This window comes from Rhizobium sp. 10N414, assembly GCF_056394785.1.
Genome location: NZ_JBFTIN010000035.1, coordinates 1 through 17,629, shown reverse-complemented (window position 1 = coordinate 17,629; position 17,629 = coordinate 1). Strand labels below are relative to the sequence as shown.

The following is a 17,629-nucleotide window of genomic DNA, read 5'->3' as shown; positions in this document are numbered from 1 at the left end:
ACAACCATGAAGCCTGATGTCGGTGCCAGCGTCTCCAGTCTCATCATCATTCCCTGCCTGAACGAAGAGAAGCATATCGAGGCGTTGCTCGCCAAATTGAGCCTCGAAATCGATCACATGGATGCCCGGATCGTCGTCGCCGACGGCGGCAGCACGGATGCGACACGCGACATCGTCGCTCGCATCAGCGCTGCCGATCCGCGGATCGTGCTCTTGCACAATCCCCGACGGATCCAGAGTGCGGCGGTCAATCTCGCGGTTCAGACCTTTGGCCGTGACTACGACTACCTGATCCGGATCGACGCACACGGCGATTACCCCGCCGATTACTGCCGACGCCTCGTTCAGGAGGCCGTGCTCACCCAGGCGGACTCCGTCGTGGTCGCCATGGAAACGGTCGGCTTCGGCGTCTTCCAGAAGGCAACTGCCTTTGCTCAGAATTCCAAACTCGGGAATGGCGGTTCCAAGCATCGCGAGGGCGCCAAGGGGCATTGGACCAATCACGGCCATCACGCGCTGATGCGCATCGCGGCCTTCGACGCGGTCGGCGGCTACGATGAAACCTTCAGCCACAACGAGGATGCGGAGCTCGACTACCGCCTGAAGCAGGCGGGCTTCGGCATCTGGATGACCGACAAGACGCGAATGACCTACTATCCGCGCTCGACCATTTCGACGTTGTTCCGCCAATATCTTGGCTATGGCAGAGGTCGCGCGAAGAACATCCTGAAGCATGGCAGCATGCCCAATCTTCGGCAGATGCTCCCGCTTCTCGTCGTTCCGGTCTTTATCGGCGCATTTCTTGCCGTTCTGAACTGGGCGGCCGTTATCCCATTCAGCCTCTGGGCCGTCGCATGCGTCGGCTACGGCTTCTGGATGGCCATCGGCCACAAGAATCCATACGGCCCGCTTGCCGCTGTTTCGGCAATGGTGATGCACTTCGCCTGGTCTGCCGGTTTCTGGATGGAGCTTCTGAGCTTCCGCGGCAGAAAGGTCTCTTCATGAACGACATGCCCCCCCTGCAGATCGATATCGGCATTTGCACTTACCGCCGCGCTTCGCTTGACGAAGCGCTGCTTTCGCTTGCGGTCCTCGCGGTGCCCGATGGAGCAACGCTGCGGATCATCGTCGCCGACAACGACAAGGTTCCGAGCGCCAAGGAACGGGTCGATGCGCTTCGTCCGACCATTCCGCATGAAATTGCCTATGTGCACTGCCCGGCATCGAACATTTCGATTGCCCGCAATGCATGCCTGGAAAATGCGACGGGCGATTTCCTTGCCTTCATCGACGATGATGAGGATGCCAGCGAGGAATGGCTGGTGGAATTGCTTGCCGTTGCCAGGAAGACCAAGGCGGATGCGGTGCTTGGCCCCGTCCGCAGCGTCTACTCGTCCACGGCGCCGAACTGGATGCGCGAGGGCGACTTCCACTCGACCCTGCCCGTATGGGTCTGCGGTGAAATCCGCACCGGTTACACCTGCAACGTCCTTCTTCGCCTCGATTCGCCCCATGTGGTCGGGCGCCGCTTCAACCTTGCACTTGGGCGCACCGGCGGCGAGGACACGGAGTTCTTCAGCCACATGCATGCCGATGGCGGCGGGATTGCCTTTGCACCCGAGGCCTATGTTTATGAACCGGTGACCGAAAGCCGCGCTGGCCTGTCCTGGCTTGCCAAGCGCCGCTTCCGCTTCGGCCAGACGCATGGGCGGCTGCTCCAGGAAAAGAACGCTGGCCCGCAGCGGCTAAAGCAGATCGGCCTGGCGGCAGCCAAGGCGGCCTTCTGCTACGGCGCGGCGCTTGCCTGCGTCTTTTCTCCGGTTCTGCGGTATCGCTACGCCCTTCGCGGCCTCATGCATACCGGCGTGGTGAGTGGCCTGCTCGGCGTTCGTGAGATTCGTCAGTATGGAACGGCGGAGGCTGCATGACGCAAACCCAGCCCGACGTCAGCTTCATCGTCGCTGCCTACAATGCCGAGGAGACGCTCGCCAAGGCGATCGACAGCGCCCTTGCACAAGAGGGCGTGTCGGTTGAGGTGATCGTCGCCGATGACTGCTCAACGGACGAGACGAGAACCATTGCGGAAAGTTACGCGAACAGGGGCGTGAAGCTCCTGGCGCTTGGGCGCAATGGTGGGCCGGCGGCAGCGCGCAATGCCGCGTTGTCGGCTGCAACCGGCCGGTGGCTTGCAGTGCTCGACTCCGACGACACGGTCGAGCCGCAGCGTTTGCAGCGCATGATCAAGCGCGCAGAGAATGCCGGTGCCCAGATTGCCGTCGACAATCTCCGTGTTATTCGCGCCGACGGCACGCCGCCGGAGACGATGTTTATCCAGCAGTCGTTGGCCGAGACACCTGAGCTGACGCTTCCGATATTCATACGATCGAATGCCCTTTTTCAGACAACGCATAACTTTGGTTATCTCAAGCCGATCTTTCAGCGCGCCTTTATCGAACAGCATGGACTTCGCTTCAACGAAGCCCTCAAGGTCGGTGAGGACTATCTGTTTCTCGCCTCGGCCATGGCGCTTGGTGGGCGTTGCGTGATCGAGCCAATCCCTGGCTACGACTATCAGATTCGTGAGGGATCGATTTCACGCGTTCTTGCCCTTCATCACATCGATGCCATGATCGAGGGTGATAAGGCCTTCCTTCGAGATCACACGCTGGATGCGGAGGCGGCGGCCGCACAGGAGTTTCGCGAACAAAGCCTCCGCCGGGGCCGCGCATTCCTCATCCTCGTACAGAACATCAAAGACCGGTCGATCTCCGGAGCGATCAAGACGGCCTGGAGCAATCCGTCGGCGTTGGCCCATCTGAGGATGCCAATCGCCATTCGGATCAATCGCGCACTCGCGCCGCTTCGCCACTTGGTAAGCCCTCGGACCGACCTTACAGCCATCGATGGCGTGACCCGCTCCCGCAAAGGATAGAGCCATGAACCAACGGAACCTGACCTTGCACAGCACTCTGCCCAAAGCGGCCGACGATTCCGATTCTTTCATCGACATCGATCGCCTGATTGCCATCCTGATCCGGCGCGCCGGATCAATCGCGCTCTGCGTTGCCGCAACCGTGACGCTCGCCGTCATCTTTCTGCTCCTTGCGACCCCGCAATATACGTCGATGACGCAGATCCTGCTCGATGACGACATCGCGAAATACGCGCAGGATCCGACGCCGGCCGCCAGCTCGCAGCAGGTCGACATGCAGATCGCCAGCGCCGTCGAAATTCTCAAGTCGAACGAACTTGCGCTTCGCGTCGTCGATGCCGAGAAACTTCAGGACAATTCGACAATCCTTGACCCTTCGAAGTCGCCAGTTGAGCTAGTCAAGTCCGGCGTGAAGCTGATCGTCAGCGCCTTGGCGCCCGGCGGTCCGCCGGTAACGGAAGACGATGCGCGCAACGGCCGCCGCCAGAAGGCGGCCGCCCTGCTGCAGGAGGCCGTGGCGGTATCGCGGGTCAATCGCAGCTCCGTTCTCGCGGTTTCCTTCCGTTCGACCGACAAGCTTCTGGCACAACGGATCACCAAGGCGTACGCCACCGCCTACCTGAACGATCAGCTGAACGCCAACTTCGACGCCACGGAAAGCGCCTCGGTGTGGCTGCAGCAGCGCCTTGCGGATCTTCGCGAGCGGTCGCAGCAGGCTGCCCTCGATGTCGCGAAGTTCAAGTCCGACAACGGCCTCACGTCGGCCAATGGCGAACTGATGTCGGAACAGCAGCTTGCCGACCTGAACAAGCAACTGATCGTCGCCCAGGCAGACAGTGCCAGCGCGTCGGCCCGCTACAGCCAGTTCAAATCGATCATCGACCTTGGTCCGGAGAGCGCTGTGAACAACGCCGCGATCTCGTCAGGCCAAGCGGATAATACCGTGATCAAGGATTTGCGCACGCGTTACGCCGCGGTGAACAAGCGCGAGCAGGAGGTTACAACCAACTTCGGGGAAGACCATCCGCAGGCCGTCGCTTTGCGTGCCGAAAAGCAGGACCTGACCCGCCAGATCTATCAGGAACTGCAGCAACTGACGGCCAGCTACCACAACGAATCCGAAGTCGCGCGCGTACGCGAGGCCTCGCTCCGCCAGAACATCGAACACCTGACTGGCAAGAATTCGGAGGCCGACAGGTCGCTCGTCCAACTCAACGATCTCGAGCAGCGCGCGACCGCCCTGAAGACCCTTTATGAATCCTACCTCGGCAAATACGAGGAAGCCTCGCAGCAACAGTCCTTCCCGATCGCCAAGGCTCGCGTCATCTCTGAAGCCGGCGTGCCGGCATCGCCGTCCAGCCCGAAAAAGACCATGACGCTTGGCCTCGCCATCGTTCTCGGCCTGATGGCCGGGGGTGGACTTACGGCGTTTCAGGAATTCCGTGAACGGTTCTTCCGTGTCGAAGGCGATGTCAGGACGATCCTTGGCCTCAAGTTCCTCGGCTACCTGCCGCTCATCGGCAAGGCGCCGCGGGAGGGTAAGATCTTCCGGCCGCGCACCAATCCGCCGGTCGAAGCCGCCGAAGCAGAGTCGGATGCAACCTTCGAACGCATCATGCGCGTCGTCCTCGAGGCGCCACGCTCGGTCTTCGCCGAAACGCTGCGCAACGCGAAGCTTGCAAGCGACGTCATGTTCCTGGGCAAGTCGGACCGCGTCATCGGAGTCGTCTCGGCGATGCCGGGAGAAGGCAAGTCGACCACGGCGGCCAATTTCGCAGCACTTCTCGCCTCCAGCGGCAAGCGCACGCTGCTGATTGACGCCGACCTGCGCAATCCGGGCCTGACCCGTATGCTGCGGAACCCACCGCAACAGGGTCTTGTCGAAGCAGTCCTCGGTGAGGTTCCGTGGGCGAGTGCCGTCAAGATCGATCCGATAACGAAGCTCGCGATCCTGCCGGTTCTGCCGAACGATCACCTTATGCACACGAGCGAACTGCTTGCTTCGCAGGGCATGTTCAATCTGATGGAAAATGCCCGCAAGATGTTCGACTACATCGTGGTCGACCTTGCACCGCTCGGCCCTGTTATCGACGCCAAGGCGTTTGCTCCGCAGGTAGACGGCTTCCTGTTTGTGACCGAATGGGGCTCGACACCGACATCAGTCGTGCGCGACCTTCTGAATTCCGAGCCGCAGATCAAGTCGAAGATTCTGGGTGTGATCCTCAACAAGACCGACATGACGGAACTCGGCAAGTTCACCAACTTCGGCGGCACTGAACGCTACCGCCACAAATATGTGAGCTACTACACCGAAGAGACGTCAAGGAAGCGGGAGCCCGCAGAAGCCGGCGCCTGATCACGTCTGGAAGAGATGCACGCGCCCTCTCCACAGTCTGGCAACCGTAAGTCTGCCGCTGTGGAAGGCGCCTGTATCAAGGTTGAGCCTCATCGGCAGGACCTCGGGCTCATCGTTCGGCGTATGGCCATGAACGATCACTTTCGGCAGCGGCCGGCTGCTCTCGAAAAAGCGATGGCGGATGAAAACGAGATCCTCGTCGCTTTGCGCATCGATCGGCAGCATCGGATCGATGCCGGCATGAACGAACAGAACATTCGGCGTGTCGACGAAGATCGGCAGGGATCGCAGGAAATCTATGTGCGGCTTCGGTATTGACTGCTTGATGTAGCCCACGAGCTTGGCGGCGTTCGGAAAAACCAGCGGCAGTTGTTCCGGATCGAGCCCGTAGGAGCGTAGCAGCGCATCCGACCCCATCCGCATCCAATCCGAGAAGGAAACCAGACCGTCGAGATAGTCGAGCATCGTGGTCTCGTGGTTCCCGGTCAGGCAGATGCGGTCGAAATTCGCCGCTGGAGGCATCATCAGGTGCGAGATCACCTGTGCCGAAGAGGGGCCGCGATCAATGTAGTCACCGAGCGTGATGATAAGCTTGCGCCCCGGGATTACGGCAGCGTCGTCAATGATGGCCTGCTCCGCCTTCAGCAGCAGGTCGTACCTGCCATGAATGTCACCGATGGCGTAGATCGGAATGTCGCCGGGATCCAGTTTCAGCCGCTCATGGACTGTTGAAGGCATGTTGAACCTCTCATTGCGGACAGCGAAGCGTCGCACGCTTCGCATTAGTGCAATCAAGCGACAATAAAATTCAATCGCTCGTGCATTCGTAGAAAAACGCGCCTTATCATTGCACCCGCGATCCAGCAATCCTAGAGGCGCAACTGATAGGAGAAGCGATGGGAACCGTATCGCGGTTTCAAGACCGGACAAGACCAGCCGCGCACCGTATCGAAAGCGAGGAAGAGGCGATAGCCACCGCGCGCCGCCTTGCCGCGGACTTTGCGCTGCAGGCGAGCGAGCGTGACATCAACCGGGTGTTTCCTCGCGCGGAGCTCGACGCCCTTTTCCAGTCGGGACTGACGGCCGTGACCGTGCCGCCTGAGAACGAGGGGCTGGACGTCGGCAATGCGCTTCTCGGCGAGATCGTTGCCATAATCGCTGAAGGCGATTCTTCCATCGGGGAGTGCCTCGAACGCCATTTCACGGTGCTCGAGGAACTCCGGAGTGAACAGAATGAAGAGCGAAAGGCACTCTTCTTCGCTCACGTCCTTGCCGGCGATCATTTCGTCGCAGCAGATTTTCCCGAAGCCGGTGCGGCTGTTCCCTCCGGCCTCCATTATCAATTAAGCGGCCGGAGCTTGCGTGCGCCCGGCATCCTCTTTGCCGATTGGATCGCTGTCGAAGCGACTGACACGCAAGGGCAATCGGTTCGCTTCTACCTTCCCCGCGAAGCCGCGGGCCTGCAGATCATCGATGACTGGGATGGTTTCGGGCAACGGACGAATGGCGCCGGAACCGCTGTCGCCCAAGGTGTCACCGGGAACGCCGAAGAGACGGACAATCAACGGCAACGCCACTCGACCAGTTCGGCGCTGGCCGCCCTACTCCATGCAGGCACGGACCTCGGCATTGCCCGGGCCGCGCTCGCCAACCTCCGGGAGGCGCCGCTCTCAGCCAGCATCGGCAAGCTTGCCCTTTCCGTGCAGGCGACTGCAGCGCTCCTGGAAAGCGCCGGCAACAAACTCGATTTTTCCCAGGTCGGCCCATCGACCGGCGCGGTCGAACTCGCGTTCTTCTCCGCTTCAGCTGCCAAGATCATGGCAAGCAGGACGGCCCTGGAAGTCGCCAACGCACTGTTCGAGCTGTCGGGCTCCGGCGCGACAAGCATCGGCCGGAATCTCGATCGACATTGGAGAAATGCGCGAATTCGCGCGAATGATGCGGCCGACGACGATCTTTACCGGGCGGCAGCAGAGCATTATTTTGGCGGTAGCTGATGCTGCTTAGTTGGCAACCGAGATAGCGGCTTCCTCGTCCGCATCGTCCAGCTTGCTGCCCGACGCGACGAACTGCTCAAGCGTCATATTGTCAAGAATGTCTGCGATCGCATCGCGGACCTCAGTCATGGAGCGCCGCACCTGACAGTTTTCGGGATCGGAACAGTCGTCGCAGGCTTCGTAAGCTGTACGGCTCGCACAGCGAATAGGCGCCAAAGGCCCGTCAAGCGTGCGGATGACGTGGCCAATGCGAATTTCAGACGCCGGACGCGACAGCGAGTACCCGCCACCGGGGCCCTTTTTCGACCGAAGAATGCCGACATTTCGCAATTCGAGAAGAATCGTATCCAGGAATTTCTTCGGAATGTTGTTGCGCGAAGCAACGTCATTGATGAAGGCGGTTTCCCCCGGCGCAAGCCGCGCCAAGTCAACCAGCGCCTTCAGCCCATACTTTCCCTTTTTCGTCAGCATTTCTTGTTGCCTTACGCCCCCGTACTCTCCATCCCCATTATTCAGCAAATAACGCCAAAACCGTGAACACACAACAAATAGCTATTATTTATATAGTTTATATTCGCCTTCTGCTCGCCCCGGGAACGACTCCGGAAGGCGAAAGAGCTCGACCTTCTCCGAGAAGCCCTTGAGCGCGTGCCAGCCCACCGAGACGGCCTCGGCCTGAGCCTCGCACCGGAGTGCATCGGACATCAGGAGCGGGACGCGAAGATCTCCGCATGCCGTTTGGATGCGGCTGACCAGATTCACGTCGGGACCGATCAACGTGAAATCGAGGCGGCGACCGGATCCGATATTGCCGTAGCTGACTTCGCCATGGTGCAGGGCGATGCCGACGTTGAGAGCGATATCGCCGAACTCGAATTTATCGATCTCACGCAGAATGTCCTTGGCGGCGATCAATGCCGAAGCGCTACTGCGGGCCGGATCATAGCCAGGAAAGAACGCAAGGACGGCATCGCCCATAAATTTCAGAACTTCGCCGCCTTCGCGCGTGATGGCGGGAATGACCTTGTCGAAATAGGCGTTGAGCAACTCGAGCACGCTGTTGCTTGGCAGCCTGTTGGATATCTCCGTGAACCCGCGCAGATCGCAAAGCAGAAGAGCCGCCTCAATGGACTCGATCTCGCCCTGCCGGACTCGCCCGGCGAGGATGCGCTGCGCTGTGAGCGGACCGATATAGGTGTCGAGCAGGCTGAGTTCGACTTGACGCATCACCCGCAATTCGCAGGTGTTGCGCAACGCCGGGAGGATCCGCTCGAGAGCCTGGATTTCGGCAGGTGTAAAGCCGCCGGGCCGCCGGGTCCCGAAGGCAGCCGCGCTCACCGGCCCGTCGGCATTGCAAAGAGGCGCGATCATCAATTGCACGAGGCCACGGCCTGCAAAGATATCGATATCCTGCCAGCGGCCGTGCATGCTGTCACCCAGCCCGACAACCAGCGGCTCGCGGCTGTCCATGACCTTGCGCAAAGGGCTGCTGGCAAAGGTCTGGCGCGCGCTGTGTTCGCGATCGTGGATCTCGACCGGATCGCCCGGAGCCCAGGCAAGCGTACGGCCAATCAGTTCCGGATGAAGCGTCATGAGATGAAGCGTCATGCGATCGATAGGCAGTCCGAGTGCCAGTAGGCGGCGGCCGAGGGTGGAGATCAGGCCGGGCTCATCGAGCGCATGGCATTCATCGCCGGAGAGCCACTCGATCAACGACAGCAGTGAGTTTGTATTGCCTGCTACGCGATCTGTCTTTGAGGGGCGGGTCTCGGTTTCGATTTGGAGGATGCGGTTCATGGCGTTTCTCCCTGGTGGCGGAGTGAGGCGCTAGTGAGCGCCGCCCCCGGACAGATGACCCGGCTTCTTCAGCAGCAGCGTTGCGAGCAGTGCGACGAGCAATGCGGCACCGAGCACGAAGAATGTGTCGCTGAAGGCCATGATGTTGGCCTGCTTGCGCAGCTTGAGCGCGATGGCGACGACGGCCTTGTTGGTGGCAACAGCCTGATCGCTGACACCGTGACTCATGAAGTAGGCGGTCAGTTTCGCTACACGATCCCGAGTGGCTTCTTCGAAGACCGAGATCGAATTCGTCAGGATATTCGAATGGAATTGCTCGCGCTTGCTCAGAAAGGTCTGCAGGCTTGCGATGCCGACGGCGCCTCCGAGGTTACGCATCATGTTGAAGAGCGCGGATGCGGAACCTGCATTTTCCTGTTCGATGCCCGCTGTTGCGACGGCCGAGAGCGGCGCGAAGACAAGCGCCTGCCCGACGGCGCGGATGACGTTTGGCCAGAAGAGCTGGTCACTCGCATAGTCGGCGGTCATGTAGACATTCATGAAATTCGAAGCGGCAAACAGCGTAAAACCGAAGGCGATCAGTAAGCGAACGTCAAAACGCTTCATCAGGCGGGGCACCAGCGGGATCAAMAGCAGCTGCGGAATGCCCGTCCAGGCGAGGACCATGCCGATCTGCTCGGAATTGTAGCCCTGGATGCGCGACAGATAGATTGGAAGAACGAAGGCAGAGCCATAAAGGGCGATCCCAAGCAGGACGTTCGCCACAATCCCGAAGCCGAAGTTGCGACGGACGAGGAGCCTGAGGTTTAGCAGCGGATGGGCGGTCTTCAGCTCGATAATGAGGAACAGCGTCAACGACACGACAGCGATGATCGACAGGCGGACGATGAAATCCGATCCGAACCAGTCCTCCTTGTTCCCCTCTTCCAACACCGTCTGCAGGGCGGCAAGGCCGATTGCCATGGTGATGATGCCCGGCCAATCGCCCTTGGCGAGCAGACCGAGTTTCATCGGAGTGCGATCGAGCGACGCCCAGAGCATTCCCACCATGAGCAAACCGGGAACCAGATTGACGTAGAAGATGAACTCCCAGCCGTAGTTCTCGGTCAGATATCCGCCGATGGTAGGCCCGATGGCAGGAGCAAAGGTCGCCGAGAGGGCAAAGAGGGCCAGACCGATCGGCTGCTTGGGCTTCGGCAGAAGCATGATGATGATGGTGAACGCCATGGGGATCAGCACGCCGCCCGCAAAGCCCTGAACGGCGCGCAGCACGATCATCTGCTGGAGGTTCGCCGCGAAAGCACAGGCGACGGAAAATAGCAGGAACAAAATGGCGTTGGTCAGGAGATACTTGCGGACGGAAAAGACCTGAGCAAGCCAACCGCTGAGAGGGATGACCACGATCTCCGCAATCAGGTAGGAGGTCGAAATCCAGCCACCGTCGTCCTTGCCCGCGCCGATCGCACCCTGGATATCCGCGAGCGAAGCGTTGACGATCTGGATATTGAGGACGGCCATGAACGCGCCGAGCGTCGAACCGACGACGGCGCTCCACATGCGAAAGGCGCTCATCGCAGCTGCGGGCTTCGGAGCCGCAGCGTCCACTGGACGCGGGCTGGAATTGTTGGCGACGATCTGAAGTGTAGCCATGACGTCTCTCCTTCCGGCTATGCGGAAACAATCTCATGACGAGGTTCGGCTGATAATTCGGGAAAGGAGGGAAGGATCATCCAATCAGGCTGGATAATCCTTCCCGGTACCACCTACCTGACGGCCGCTTTGGTATCGATCTCAGGCTCGACGGACATTCCGGCGCGAAGCAAACCGCTCACTTTCTCGTCGTCGATGACGATCTTTACCGGGATGCGCTGGACGATCTTGGTGAAGTTGCCGGTCGCATTGTCAGGGGGTAGCAGTGAGAACTCCAGCCCGCTCGCTGGTGAAATACTGTCGACATGGCCCTTGATTTCCACGTCGGGGAAACTGTCCACCTTGACCTCGACAGGCTGCCCGGCGCGTACATGAGTGAGCTGTGTTTCCTTGAAGTTGGCGACGACATAGACGGAATGCAGCGGCACGACCGCCATCAACTGCGTCCCCGAGGTTACGAACTGTCCGACTCGAATGGTGCGGGCGCCGACGGTGCCGTCGACCGGAGCGATGATCTGTGTATAGGAAAGGTTAAGTTCAGCCTGATGCTGGGCGGCGGCGGCGCGCTCACGCTGCGCGACAGCCTGCTCGCGCTGTGTCTGAAGAACGGGCACCTTCTTTTCCGCGGCGACCAGCGCGGCCCGATCCCGTTCAAGTGCCGCCTGCGCCTGATCGCGAAGTGATTGGCTCTGTTCCGCCCGCGACTGCGTACCGGCACCATTGGTGATCAGCCGTTGCGAACGGGCCGCATCGGAGCGAGCAAAATCCAGCGACGCCAGTGATGCATCGATCGTCGCCCTGGCCTGGCCGATGATCGACTGCTGCAGTTCGATCTGCGCATCGAGATTTGTGATGGCTGCAGTTGCGGCCTTGACGTCGGCCTTGACCTGGGACAATGCGGCCTGATGGTCGCGATCGTCGATCTTGGCGAGCACCTGCCCAGCCTTGACTGCATCGTTATCACCGACAAGGACTGCGGCGACATAGCCCGAGACCTTCGGTGCAACGGTCGTATAGTCGGCCTTCACATAGGCATCATCAGTGGATTCGATGAAACGGCCAACCGTCCAATAGTGATGGCCGTAGTCCGCCACAAAGGCGGCACCGGCAAGAAACGCGGCAGCCAAGATCGTCCGCTTAACGAGCTTGCGACCCTTCTTGCCTTTGGCTTCGACGGCAGAGGCAACGTCCGCTGCCGGTGCAGCCGGGGCTTCGGTGACCCTTGCAACCTCGGGCTCGCCGGCCGCCTCGAAGGCTTCCTTGCGGGGTAATTCGACCATTGTCCTTCTCCAGTGGTTTGCCTCGTCAGGCGAGGCTAAATTCGATGAGACAGACAATGCGTCGTTACGCGCGATCTGATAATCTGCTTAAATCGGGAAGGATCATCAACTCAGAGCGGATAATCTAGGGGGTGCAATGGATCGGCTGACGAGCCTCACAGTCTTTGGTCGCGTGGTGGAGTGCGGCGGCTTTTCAGCGGCCGCGCGCCGTCTCAACATGTCGGTGACGATGGTCGGCAACCACGTGCAGTCCCTCGAGGACAGGCTGGGCGTCAGGTTGCTCAACCGCACCACGCGCAAGGTCAGCCTCACGGAAACCGGCAAGTACTACTACGAACGCTCGGCTCAGATACTTGCCGATCTCGAGGAAGCCGACAGCACGGCCGGTGCAATGAGCTCGACACCGCGCGGCACGCTCAAGGTCTATACCAGCGCGGCCATCGTCCGCTTCCTGCTGCCCGTCGTCAGCGAGTATCTTGAGCTATATCCCTCGATCGCGCTCGACCTGAGTGTTGGGGAGAGGATGATCGATATGGTCGAGGAAGGTTACGACCTCGTGATCCGCACCGTGCCGCCACCGGATTCGAGCCTTGTTGTCAGGAAGTTGACGCCATGGCGCCATATCCTGGTCTGCTCGCCGAACTACCTTGAGAACCATCCGGCGCCACAGGTCCCGGCGGATTTGGCAAATCACAACTGCCTCCAATATACGTATTACCCCTACGGAGACGAATGGCGCTTCGAAGATGCAGATGGCGCCCAGATGAGTGTGAAGATTGGCGGCAACGTCGTATCCAACAGTGCCGAGACCCTGCGGCACCTCACGACGACGGGCCAGGGCATATTCCYGGCACCAAGTTTCGTTGTGTTTGATGACATCGCCTCCGGACGATTTGTCCGGGTCATGCGCGACTATCGCGCCGTCGAGTTCAGCATCAATGCCATCTATCCGAACCGCAACCACTTGCCGACGAAAGTTCGCCTGTTCATCGACCTCCTCGCGGAGCGCTTCGCGGAGCACCGGAAATGGATGACGTGAGGGCCTTGGTCAGTTCGTGTTCTGCGTCGGCGGCGGTGCGGTGCTGGGGCTGCTTGCCCCTGCCGGTGCTCTCGGTGCAGGGCTGCTGCCGCCGCCCGTCCAAACGCTGAACGCCAAGAGGACCGCGGCAATCACGAAGGCGACAGCGCCCAGCAACGCCCAGGCGGACAGGCTGCGCCCTTCTCGGGACAGCGCCGTTTCCTGCGCTTCGTAAGCAGTTTGCCGATCGCTGGAATGATTGTCCGGCCTGTTGTCATTGGCGGTCATCATTGCACCTCTGGCAACGAAACGCCGGCGGCGTTCGCCAAGTTCCAAGAGATCAGATCAGAGGATCCCGTCCTTCGGCAGCGGCGAGGTTCAGTTCGCGGGCGATGTCCTCCGCGTCCCTCTTGCTAAGGCCGACGAAATCCCTTCCGTCCGTTGCCGCCGGCAAGGACGTCAAGGTATCGACGATCGTCCACCTGCCACGCGGCTCCTGACGGATTTCGTAACGGGGAAGATCCTCGGATGGACAAGCTTCATCTGTCACGTTCTTACCGCTACCTCAGAGTGCTCCTGGGCCACATCTGGCGCGATGCATGGCTTTTGCAAGGCATCTCTGCCTACGCCTTTACATCCGGAACGTTCGCTTTCAATTCCTTGAGCCATATCCGGGCGTTGCCGTCCGACGGCGCGCGCCAATCTCCGCGGGGAGACAGGGAACCACCCGACGTCACCTTCGGGCCGTTCGGCGATGCCGACCGCTTGAACTGGCTGATCGTGAAGAACCGAAAGAGGAAGACCTCCATCCAGTGCTTGATGACAGGCAGATCGAAACTGCGGCGCTTGTCGGCGGGGAAATGCGGCGGCCAGACGCCGACCTCGGCGTCCCGCCAGGCATTGTAGGCAAGGAAGGCGATTTTCGACGGGCGAAGCCCGAAACGAGTCGTGTAGTAGAGTGCGAAGTCGTGCAGATCGTATGGGCCGATCTTGTCCTCCGTGCTCTGCATGACGCCATTTTCATCGGCAGGCACCAGTTCCGGCGAAATCAGCGTGCCAAGAACGCTTTCCAATGTCGCATTGGCTTCCTCGTTGAAATCCCCTGAGCGGATCACCCAGCGGATCAGGTGCTGGATCAAGGTCTTGGGCACCGATGCGTTGACGTTGTAGTGGCTCATCTGGTCGCCAACGCCGTAGGTCGACCAGCCGAGGCCGATTTCCGACAGGTCTCCGGTTCCCAGCACCAGCGCGTTTCGCTGGTTTGCCGCGCGGAACAGGAAGTCCGTGCGCAGGCCGGCCTGGACGTTTTCGAAGGTCGTATCGTAGACCGACTCGCCGCCTGCGAAGGGATGCTTCAGATCCATTAGCAACTGTAGCGCCAACGGCCTGATATCGACCTCCTCCGCCGTGACGCCCATGCTGCGCATCAAGGCCCAGGCGTTCGACTTGGTGGCGTCGCCCGTCGCAAATCCCGGCATGGTGAAGCAAAGAATATCCGAGCGCGGCCAGCCGAGCTGGTCGAAGGCACGCGCCGCGACGAGTAGCGCATGGGTGGAATCGAGCCCACCCGAAATGCCAATGCAAAGCCGCTTGATGCCGGTCGAGCGCAGCCGCTTCATCAGTCCCTGCACCTGGATGTTGAACGTCTCATAGCAATCCAGATCGAGGCGGCTTTCGTCAGCCGGCACGAAGGGGAAGCGCGCAACATGGCGTTTGAGGCCAATGTCGCCCTTCGGCTTCTTGAACTGGAACCCTACTCGCCGGAATTCGCGACCGGCGGTAAGAGTGAGCGTCGCCGCATCATTGAACGTGCCCGTTCGCAGCCGCTCCAGCCGCAGTCTCTCGACATCGATGTCCGCAACGCACATCTGCGACGAAATTGGGAAGCGGTCGGTTTCGGCAAGCAGGCTGCCGAGCTCATAGATGCAGGCCTGGCCGTCCCAAGCGAGGTCCGTCGTCGATTCGCCGGGGCCGGCTGCTGAATAGACATAAGCCGACAAGCTGCGCGCCGATTGTGCCGAGCACAAAAGCTTGCGGGTCTCAGCCTTTCCGACCGTTATGTTGCTGGCCGAGAGATTTGCGAGAATCAATGCGCCGGCCAACGCGCCGAAATCGCTCGGCGGCGCCGGAGCCCAGAGGTCTTCGCAGATCTCGATATGGAAGATGAAATCATCCATGTCCTCGGCGGCGAAGACGAGATCCGTGCCGAATGGCACCACCTCGCCGGCGGCACGAATGCTCTCGCCTCGTACGTCTCGTCCCGACGCGAACCAGCGCTTCTCGTAGAATTCGCGATAGTTCGGGAGATGCATCTTCGGAACGACGCCGAGAATACGACCAGCGTGAATGGCGACCGCGCAGTTATAGAGCCGACCGCCACTCTGCAGCGGCGCGCCGACAAGAAGTACCGGCGTCAGGTCGCGACTTGCCCGGACGATATCGCCGATTGCAGCATCCACACCCCTGAGAAGCGCATCCTGCCCCAAAAGGTCGTCGATCGCGTAGCTGGAAATCCCGAGTTCGGGGAACACCATGAGGCCAACACCTTCGGCGTGTCCCTGCCGCGCCAGTTCCAACGTTGCCTGCGCGTTGAAATCGGGATCGCCGATCTCGCAATTCGGGGTGCAGGCCGCGACACGGACAAAACCTTGATCGTAAACCGAATAGAAATTCACCAATGCCTCCAGCAGTCACGCGCCTTATGACTGACCATTACATCCAAATGCCTCCGGGCAAAACCTGATCTCGCCCACCCGGCAATCTTATTCGACATCGCTCATGCAAGCGGTAAATAGTATCGTTTAAAATGAATGACTTATCGACAGTTGTGACAATGTGAAAATCAACATCACTGCCCAGAATAAAATTACCAAACTGTCATAAAACTATGGAAGAGACAGCCTATATCGCTCGCGCGCACACTTCGATTTACCCTCTTCCAGAGCGATCAATGTCCAACTTTATCCGCGTCCGCGCCGGGCTGCTTCGGGAAACACATCCCGGTGAGCGTCGCGTTGCGTTGACGCCGGAGGACGTGCGGCGGCTTTCCAAGCGTGTGTCGGTTCGTTTCGAGCGCGGTTGCGGTGTCGGCGCGGGCCACGTTGATGAGGCCTATGTCGTCGCCGGCGGCGAACCGGCCGAATTCGCTGATATGGTGCCCTCCTCGGACATATTCGTGAGCGTGCGGCAGCCGGCAACCACGCGGGTATTTCCAGCGACCGCGACCCTCGTTTTCCTTGGTTCGCACGCACCCCTGGCCACCCGTCTTCCCAGCGGAGCGCGACCGCTCCACCTCGACATCGCCCGCCTCTCCTGTGTGCAGGGGGTCAAGGGCGCCGACATCTCATCGAGACAAGCGGCAATCACCGGCCACGCCGCCGTCCTTGAGGCCGCCAGGCAGTTCGGCATTTCGCACCCAATGTTGATGGTGGACGGCAGCTTCGTGCGGCCGGTGAGAATGGCTGCCTTGGGCGGCGATGCTGCAAGCCTGCAGGCATTGGCGACCGCCCGTCGCCTCGGCGCACTGACTCATGGCTTTGGCCTTGCCAAGGATTCGCAGGACAAGATCGAACGGCTCGGGGCCAGATTTCTCGGCACGACCCTAGCTCCGATGCCCTTTCCCCGCGCATTGCCGGAGCAACAACTGGCACGGCTTCGCCGAGAGCTTTCGGATCCCCTCTCGAAGATGCAATTGATCACCACAAACGCCGTGATACCCGGTCAAACTGCCCCTCTCCTCCTCGACGAAGACATGCTTTCGCGGCTGAGTCCAGGAACGGTCATTGTCGACCTTGCCGCAGAAAACGGCGGAAATTGCGCACTGACGCGAGCCGACGAAGTCATCAACGTCTTCGGCGTGCGGATCATCGGCTCCACGACACTTGCGAGCCACGAGGCTGCCGAAGCGAGCCGGCATTTCAGTGAGGGCGTGAGAAACCTGCTGGAACACCTGATCGACACGGATGGTGTTCTTAGGCTCGATCCATCCGATCCCACCGCTGCCGCGCTGCTGAAAGAAGTGGCCAAAACGACGCGCGCGTCATCGTGATTCAGGCCCAGCGTTGACAAAAGGATGAGCCGCAGGGCGATACAAATGCTGCAATGCAACAATATTATCCGGATGACATCCATATCAAAAACACTTTGAATACCAAACTGTTACAGGTTGCATTAGCAACCCTCTTCTTGCGCAGAAAGCGACAGTTGCGATTGCGCAACACCCCGATTTCGCTTTGCAGCAAAACCCAATTTTTGACTGTATCTATTATTGATACATTTAATGGGAAATGTAATTTGGCGCTGCGGACGTACCGCGTTTCCCGCAAGGGCTTGTACGAAACAATTTGGGGTAGGTAGAGCCGGTTTAGGCAGTGATGACCTGTGCCCAATCGACAAAAGATTGGACTGAGAATGAACATTAAGATGATCCTTATGAGCTCGGCGGCGGCCCTGGCTGCCTTTACGAGCGCCCAGGCTGCTGACGCCATCGTTGCTGCTGAGCCGGAACCAGTTGAATACGTCCGCGTTTGCGACGCTTACGGCAGCGGCTACTTCTACATCCCGGGCACCGAAACCTGCCTGAAGATCAGCGGTTACATC

16 protein-coding genes are annotated in these 17,629 nt (G+C 60.0%); 8 read left to right on the top strand and 8 right to left on the bottom strand.

The genetic code is table 11. The features are described from left to right. Positions 1-6 precede the first annotated feature (6 nt). The 4 genes from AC1DE4_RS24590 to AC1DE4_RS24575 are packed head-to-tail and all read left to right on the top strand — an operon-like array spanning position 7 to position 5,288. Positions 7-1,005, top strand: coding sequence for a glycosyltransferase family 2 protein (locus AC1DE4_RS24590; RefSeq protein ID WP_026371804.1), 999 nt, complete (start codon positions 7-9; stop codon positions 1,003-1,005). After that, complete coding sequence (locus AC1DE4_RS24585) at positions 1,002-1,928, top strand: glycosyltransferase family 2 protein (protein WP_169682263.1); 927 nt, start codon at positions 1,002-1,004, stop codon at positions 1,926-1,928. Before AC1DE4_RS24590 ends, AC1DE4_RS24585 begins: the two co-directional genes overlap by 4 nt. After that, entirely contained in the window at positions 1,925-2,932 is a 1,008-nt protein-coding gene (locus tag AC1DE4_RS24580; protein WP_169682261.1) for a glycosyltransferase family 2 protein, read from the top strand. Before AC1DE4_RS24585 ends, AC1DE4_RS24580 begins: the two co-directional genes overlap by 4 nt. Before the next feature lie 4 nt (positions 2,933-2,936). After that, positions 2,937-5,288, top strand: coding sequence for a polysaccharide biosynthesis tyrosine autokinase (locus tag AC1DE4_RS24575; RefSeq protein ID WP_018857329.1), 2,352 nt, complete (start codon positions 2,937-2,939; stop codon positions 5,286-5,288). Here the strand turns inward: AC1DE4_RS24575 and AC1DE4_RS24570 are convergent, their stop codons facing one another. Then, positions 5,289-6,026, bottom strand: coding sequence for a metallophosphoesterase (locus AC1DE4_RS24570; RefSeq protein ID WP_018857328.1), 738 nt, complete (start codon positions 6,024-6,026; stop codon positions 5,289-5,291). 158 nt (positions 6,027-6,184) lie between these two features. On the opposite strand from AC1DE4_RS24570, the gene AC1DE4_RS24565 reads away from it, so the two are divergent. Further along, the gene (locus AC1DE4_RS24565; RefSeq protein WP_477883528.1) at positions 6,185-7,285 is read left to right on the top strand and encodes a monooxygenase; all 1,101 of its coding nucleotides are present in this window, start codon (positions 6,185-6,187) and stop codon (positions 7,283-7,285) included. Positions 7,286-7,291: 6 nt separating this feature from the next. Here the strand turns inward: AC1DE4_RS24565 and AC1DE4_RS24560 are convergent, their stop codons facing one another. From AC1DE4_RS24560 to AC1DE4_RS24545, 4 genes are all read right to left on the bottom strand, one after another. Further along, the gene (locus AC1DE4_RS24560) at positions 7,292-7,756 is read right to left on the bottom strand and encodes an RrF2 family transcriptional regulator (RefSeq protein ID WP_477883526.1); all 465 of its coding nucleotides are present in this window, start codon (positions 7,754-7,756) and stop codon (positions 7,292-7,294) included. A gap of 84 nt (positions 7,757-7,840) precedes the next feature. Next, positions 7,841-9,082 carry an adenylate/guanylate cyclase domain-containing protein gene (locus AC1DE4_RS24555; RefSeq protein ID WP_025660028.1) on the bottom strand — a complete coding sequence of 414 codons (1,242 nt, stop codon included), beginning with the start codon at positions 9,080-9,082 and terminating at the stop codon, positions 7,841-7,843. A gap of 30 nt (positions 9,083-9,112) precedes the next feature. Further along, a complete protein-coding gene (locus AC1DE4_RS24550; protein ID WP_477883524.1) occupies positions 9,113-10,732 on the bottom strand; it encodes an MDR family MFS transporter in 1,620 nt (539 codons plus the stop codon). Positions 10,733-10,845: 113 nt separating this feature from the next. Then, positions 10,846-12,012, bottom strand: a complete 1,167-nt coding sequence (locus AC1DE4_RS24545; protein WP_477883522.1) for an HlyD family secretion protein — start codon at positions 12,010-12,012, stop codon at positions 10,846-10,848. A gap of 136 nt (positions 12,013-12,148) precedes the next feature. Between AC1DE4_RS24545 and AC1DE4_RS24540 the strand changes: the two genes are divergently transcribed. Beyond that, positions 12,149-13,051 (top strand): LysR family transcriptional regulator, encoded by a 903-nt coding sequence (locus AC1DE4_RS24540; RefSeq protein WP_477883520.1) that lies wholly within the window; start codon positions 12,149-12,151, stop codon positions 13,049-13,051. Between the two features lie 9 nt (positions 13,052-13,060). Here the strand turns inward: AC1DE4_RS24540 and AC1DE4_RS24535 are convergent, their stop codons facing one another. From AC1DE4_RS24535 to AC1DE4_RS24525, 3 genes are all read right to left on the bottom strand, one after another. Next, positions 13,061-13,321, bottom strand: coding sequence for a hypothetical protein (locus tag AC1DE4_RS24535; RefSeq protein ID WP_192304920.1), 261 nt, complete (start codon positions 13,319-13,321; stop codon positions 13,061-13,063). A 49-nt stretch (positions 13,322-13,370) separates the two neighbouring features. Beyond that, positions 13,371-13,580: a hypothetical protein gene (locus AC1DE4_RS24530; RefSeq protein ID WP_018117224.1), complete on the bottom strand. Its 210-nt coding sequence runs from the start codon at positions 13,578-13,580 to the stop codon at positions 13,371-13,373. Positions 13,581-13,653: 73 nt separating this feature from the next. Beyond that, positions 13,654-15,705, bottom strand: coding sequence for an NAD(+) synthase (locus tag AC1DE4_RS24525; protein WP_477883518.1), 2,052 nt, complete (start codon positions 15,703-15,705; stop codon positions 13,654-13,656). A gap of 275 nt (positions 15,706-15,980) precedes the next feature. On the opposite strand from AC1DE4_RS24525, the gene AC1DE4_RS24520 reads away from it, so the two are divergent. Both AC1DE4_RS24520 and AC1DE4_RS24515 read left to right on the top strand, forming a co-directional pair. Further along, positions 15,981-17,078, top strand: a complete 1,098-nt coding sequence (locus tag AC1DE4_RS24520; protein ID WP_477883516.1) for a Rossmann-fold NAD(P)-binding domain-containing protein — start codon at positions 15,981-15,983, stop codon at positions 17,076-17,078. A 362-nt stretch (positions 17,079-17,440) separates the two neighbouring features. Continuing rightward, on the top strand, positions 17,441-17,629 hold a 189-nt coding region (locus AC1DE4_RS24515), incomplete at its 3' end, for a porin (protein ID WP_477883514.1).

Excerpts from the sequence above, each read along its gene's own strand:
- AC1DE4_RS24590 (WP_026371804.1), top strand. The coding sequence starts at position 7 with ATGAAGCCTGATGTCGGTGCCAGCGTCTCCAGTCTCATCATCATTCCC.
- AC1DE4_RS24585 (WP_169682263.1), top strand. The coding sequence starts at position 1,002 with ATGAACGACATGCCCCCCCTGCAGATCGATATCGGCATTTGCACTTAC.
- AC1DE4_RS24580 (WP_169682261.1), top strand. The coding sequence starts at position 1,925 with ATGACGCAAACCCAGCCCGACGTCAGCTTCATCGTCGCTGCCTACAAT.
- AC1DE4_RS24575 (WP_018857329.1), top strand. The coding sequence starts at position 2,937 with ATGAACCAACGGAACCTGACCTTGCACAGCACTCTGCCCAAAGCGGCC.
- AC1DE4_RS24570 (WP_018857328.1), bottom strand. The coding sequence starts at position 6,026 with ATGCCTTCAACAGTCCATGAGCGGCTGAAACTGGATCCCGGCGACATT.
- AC1DE4_RS24565 (WP_477883528.1), top strand. The coding sequence starts at position 6,185 with ATGGGAACCGTATCGCGGTTTCAAGACCGGACAAGACCAGCCGCGCAC.
- AC1DE4_RS24560 (WP_477883526.1), bottom strand. The coding sequence starts at position 7,756 with ATGCTGACGAAAAAGGGAAAGTATGGGCTGAAGGCGCTGGTTGACTTG.
- AC1DE4_RS24555 (WP_025660028.1), bottom strand. The coding sequence starts at position 9,082 with ATGAACCGCATCCTCCAAATCGAAACCGAGACCCGCCCCTCAAAGACA.
- AC1DE4_RS24545 (WP_477883522.1), bottom strand. The coding sequence starts at position 12,012 with ATGGTCGAATTACCCCGCAAGGAAGCCTTCGAGGCGGCCGGCGAGCCC.
- AC1DE4_RS24535 (WP_192304920.1), bottom strand. The coding sequence starts at position 13,321 with ATGATGACCGCCAATGACAACAGGCCGGACAATCATTCCAGCGATCGG.
- AC1DE4_RS24520 (WP_477883516.1), top strand. The coding sequence starts at position 15,981 with ATGTCCAACTTTATCCGCGTCCGCGCCGGGCTGCTTCGGGAAACACAT.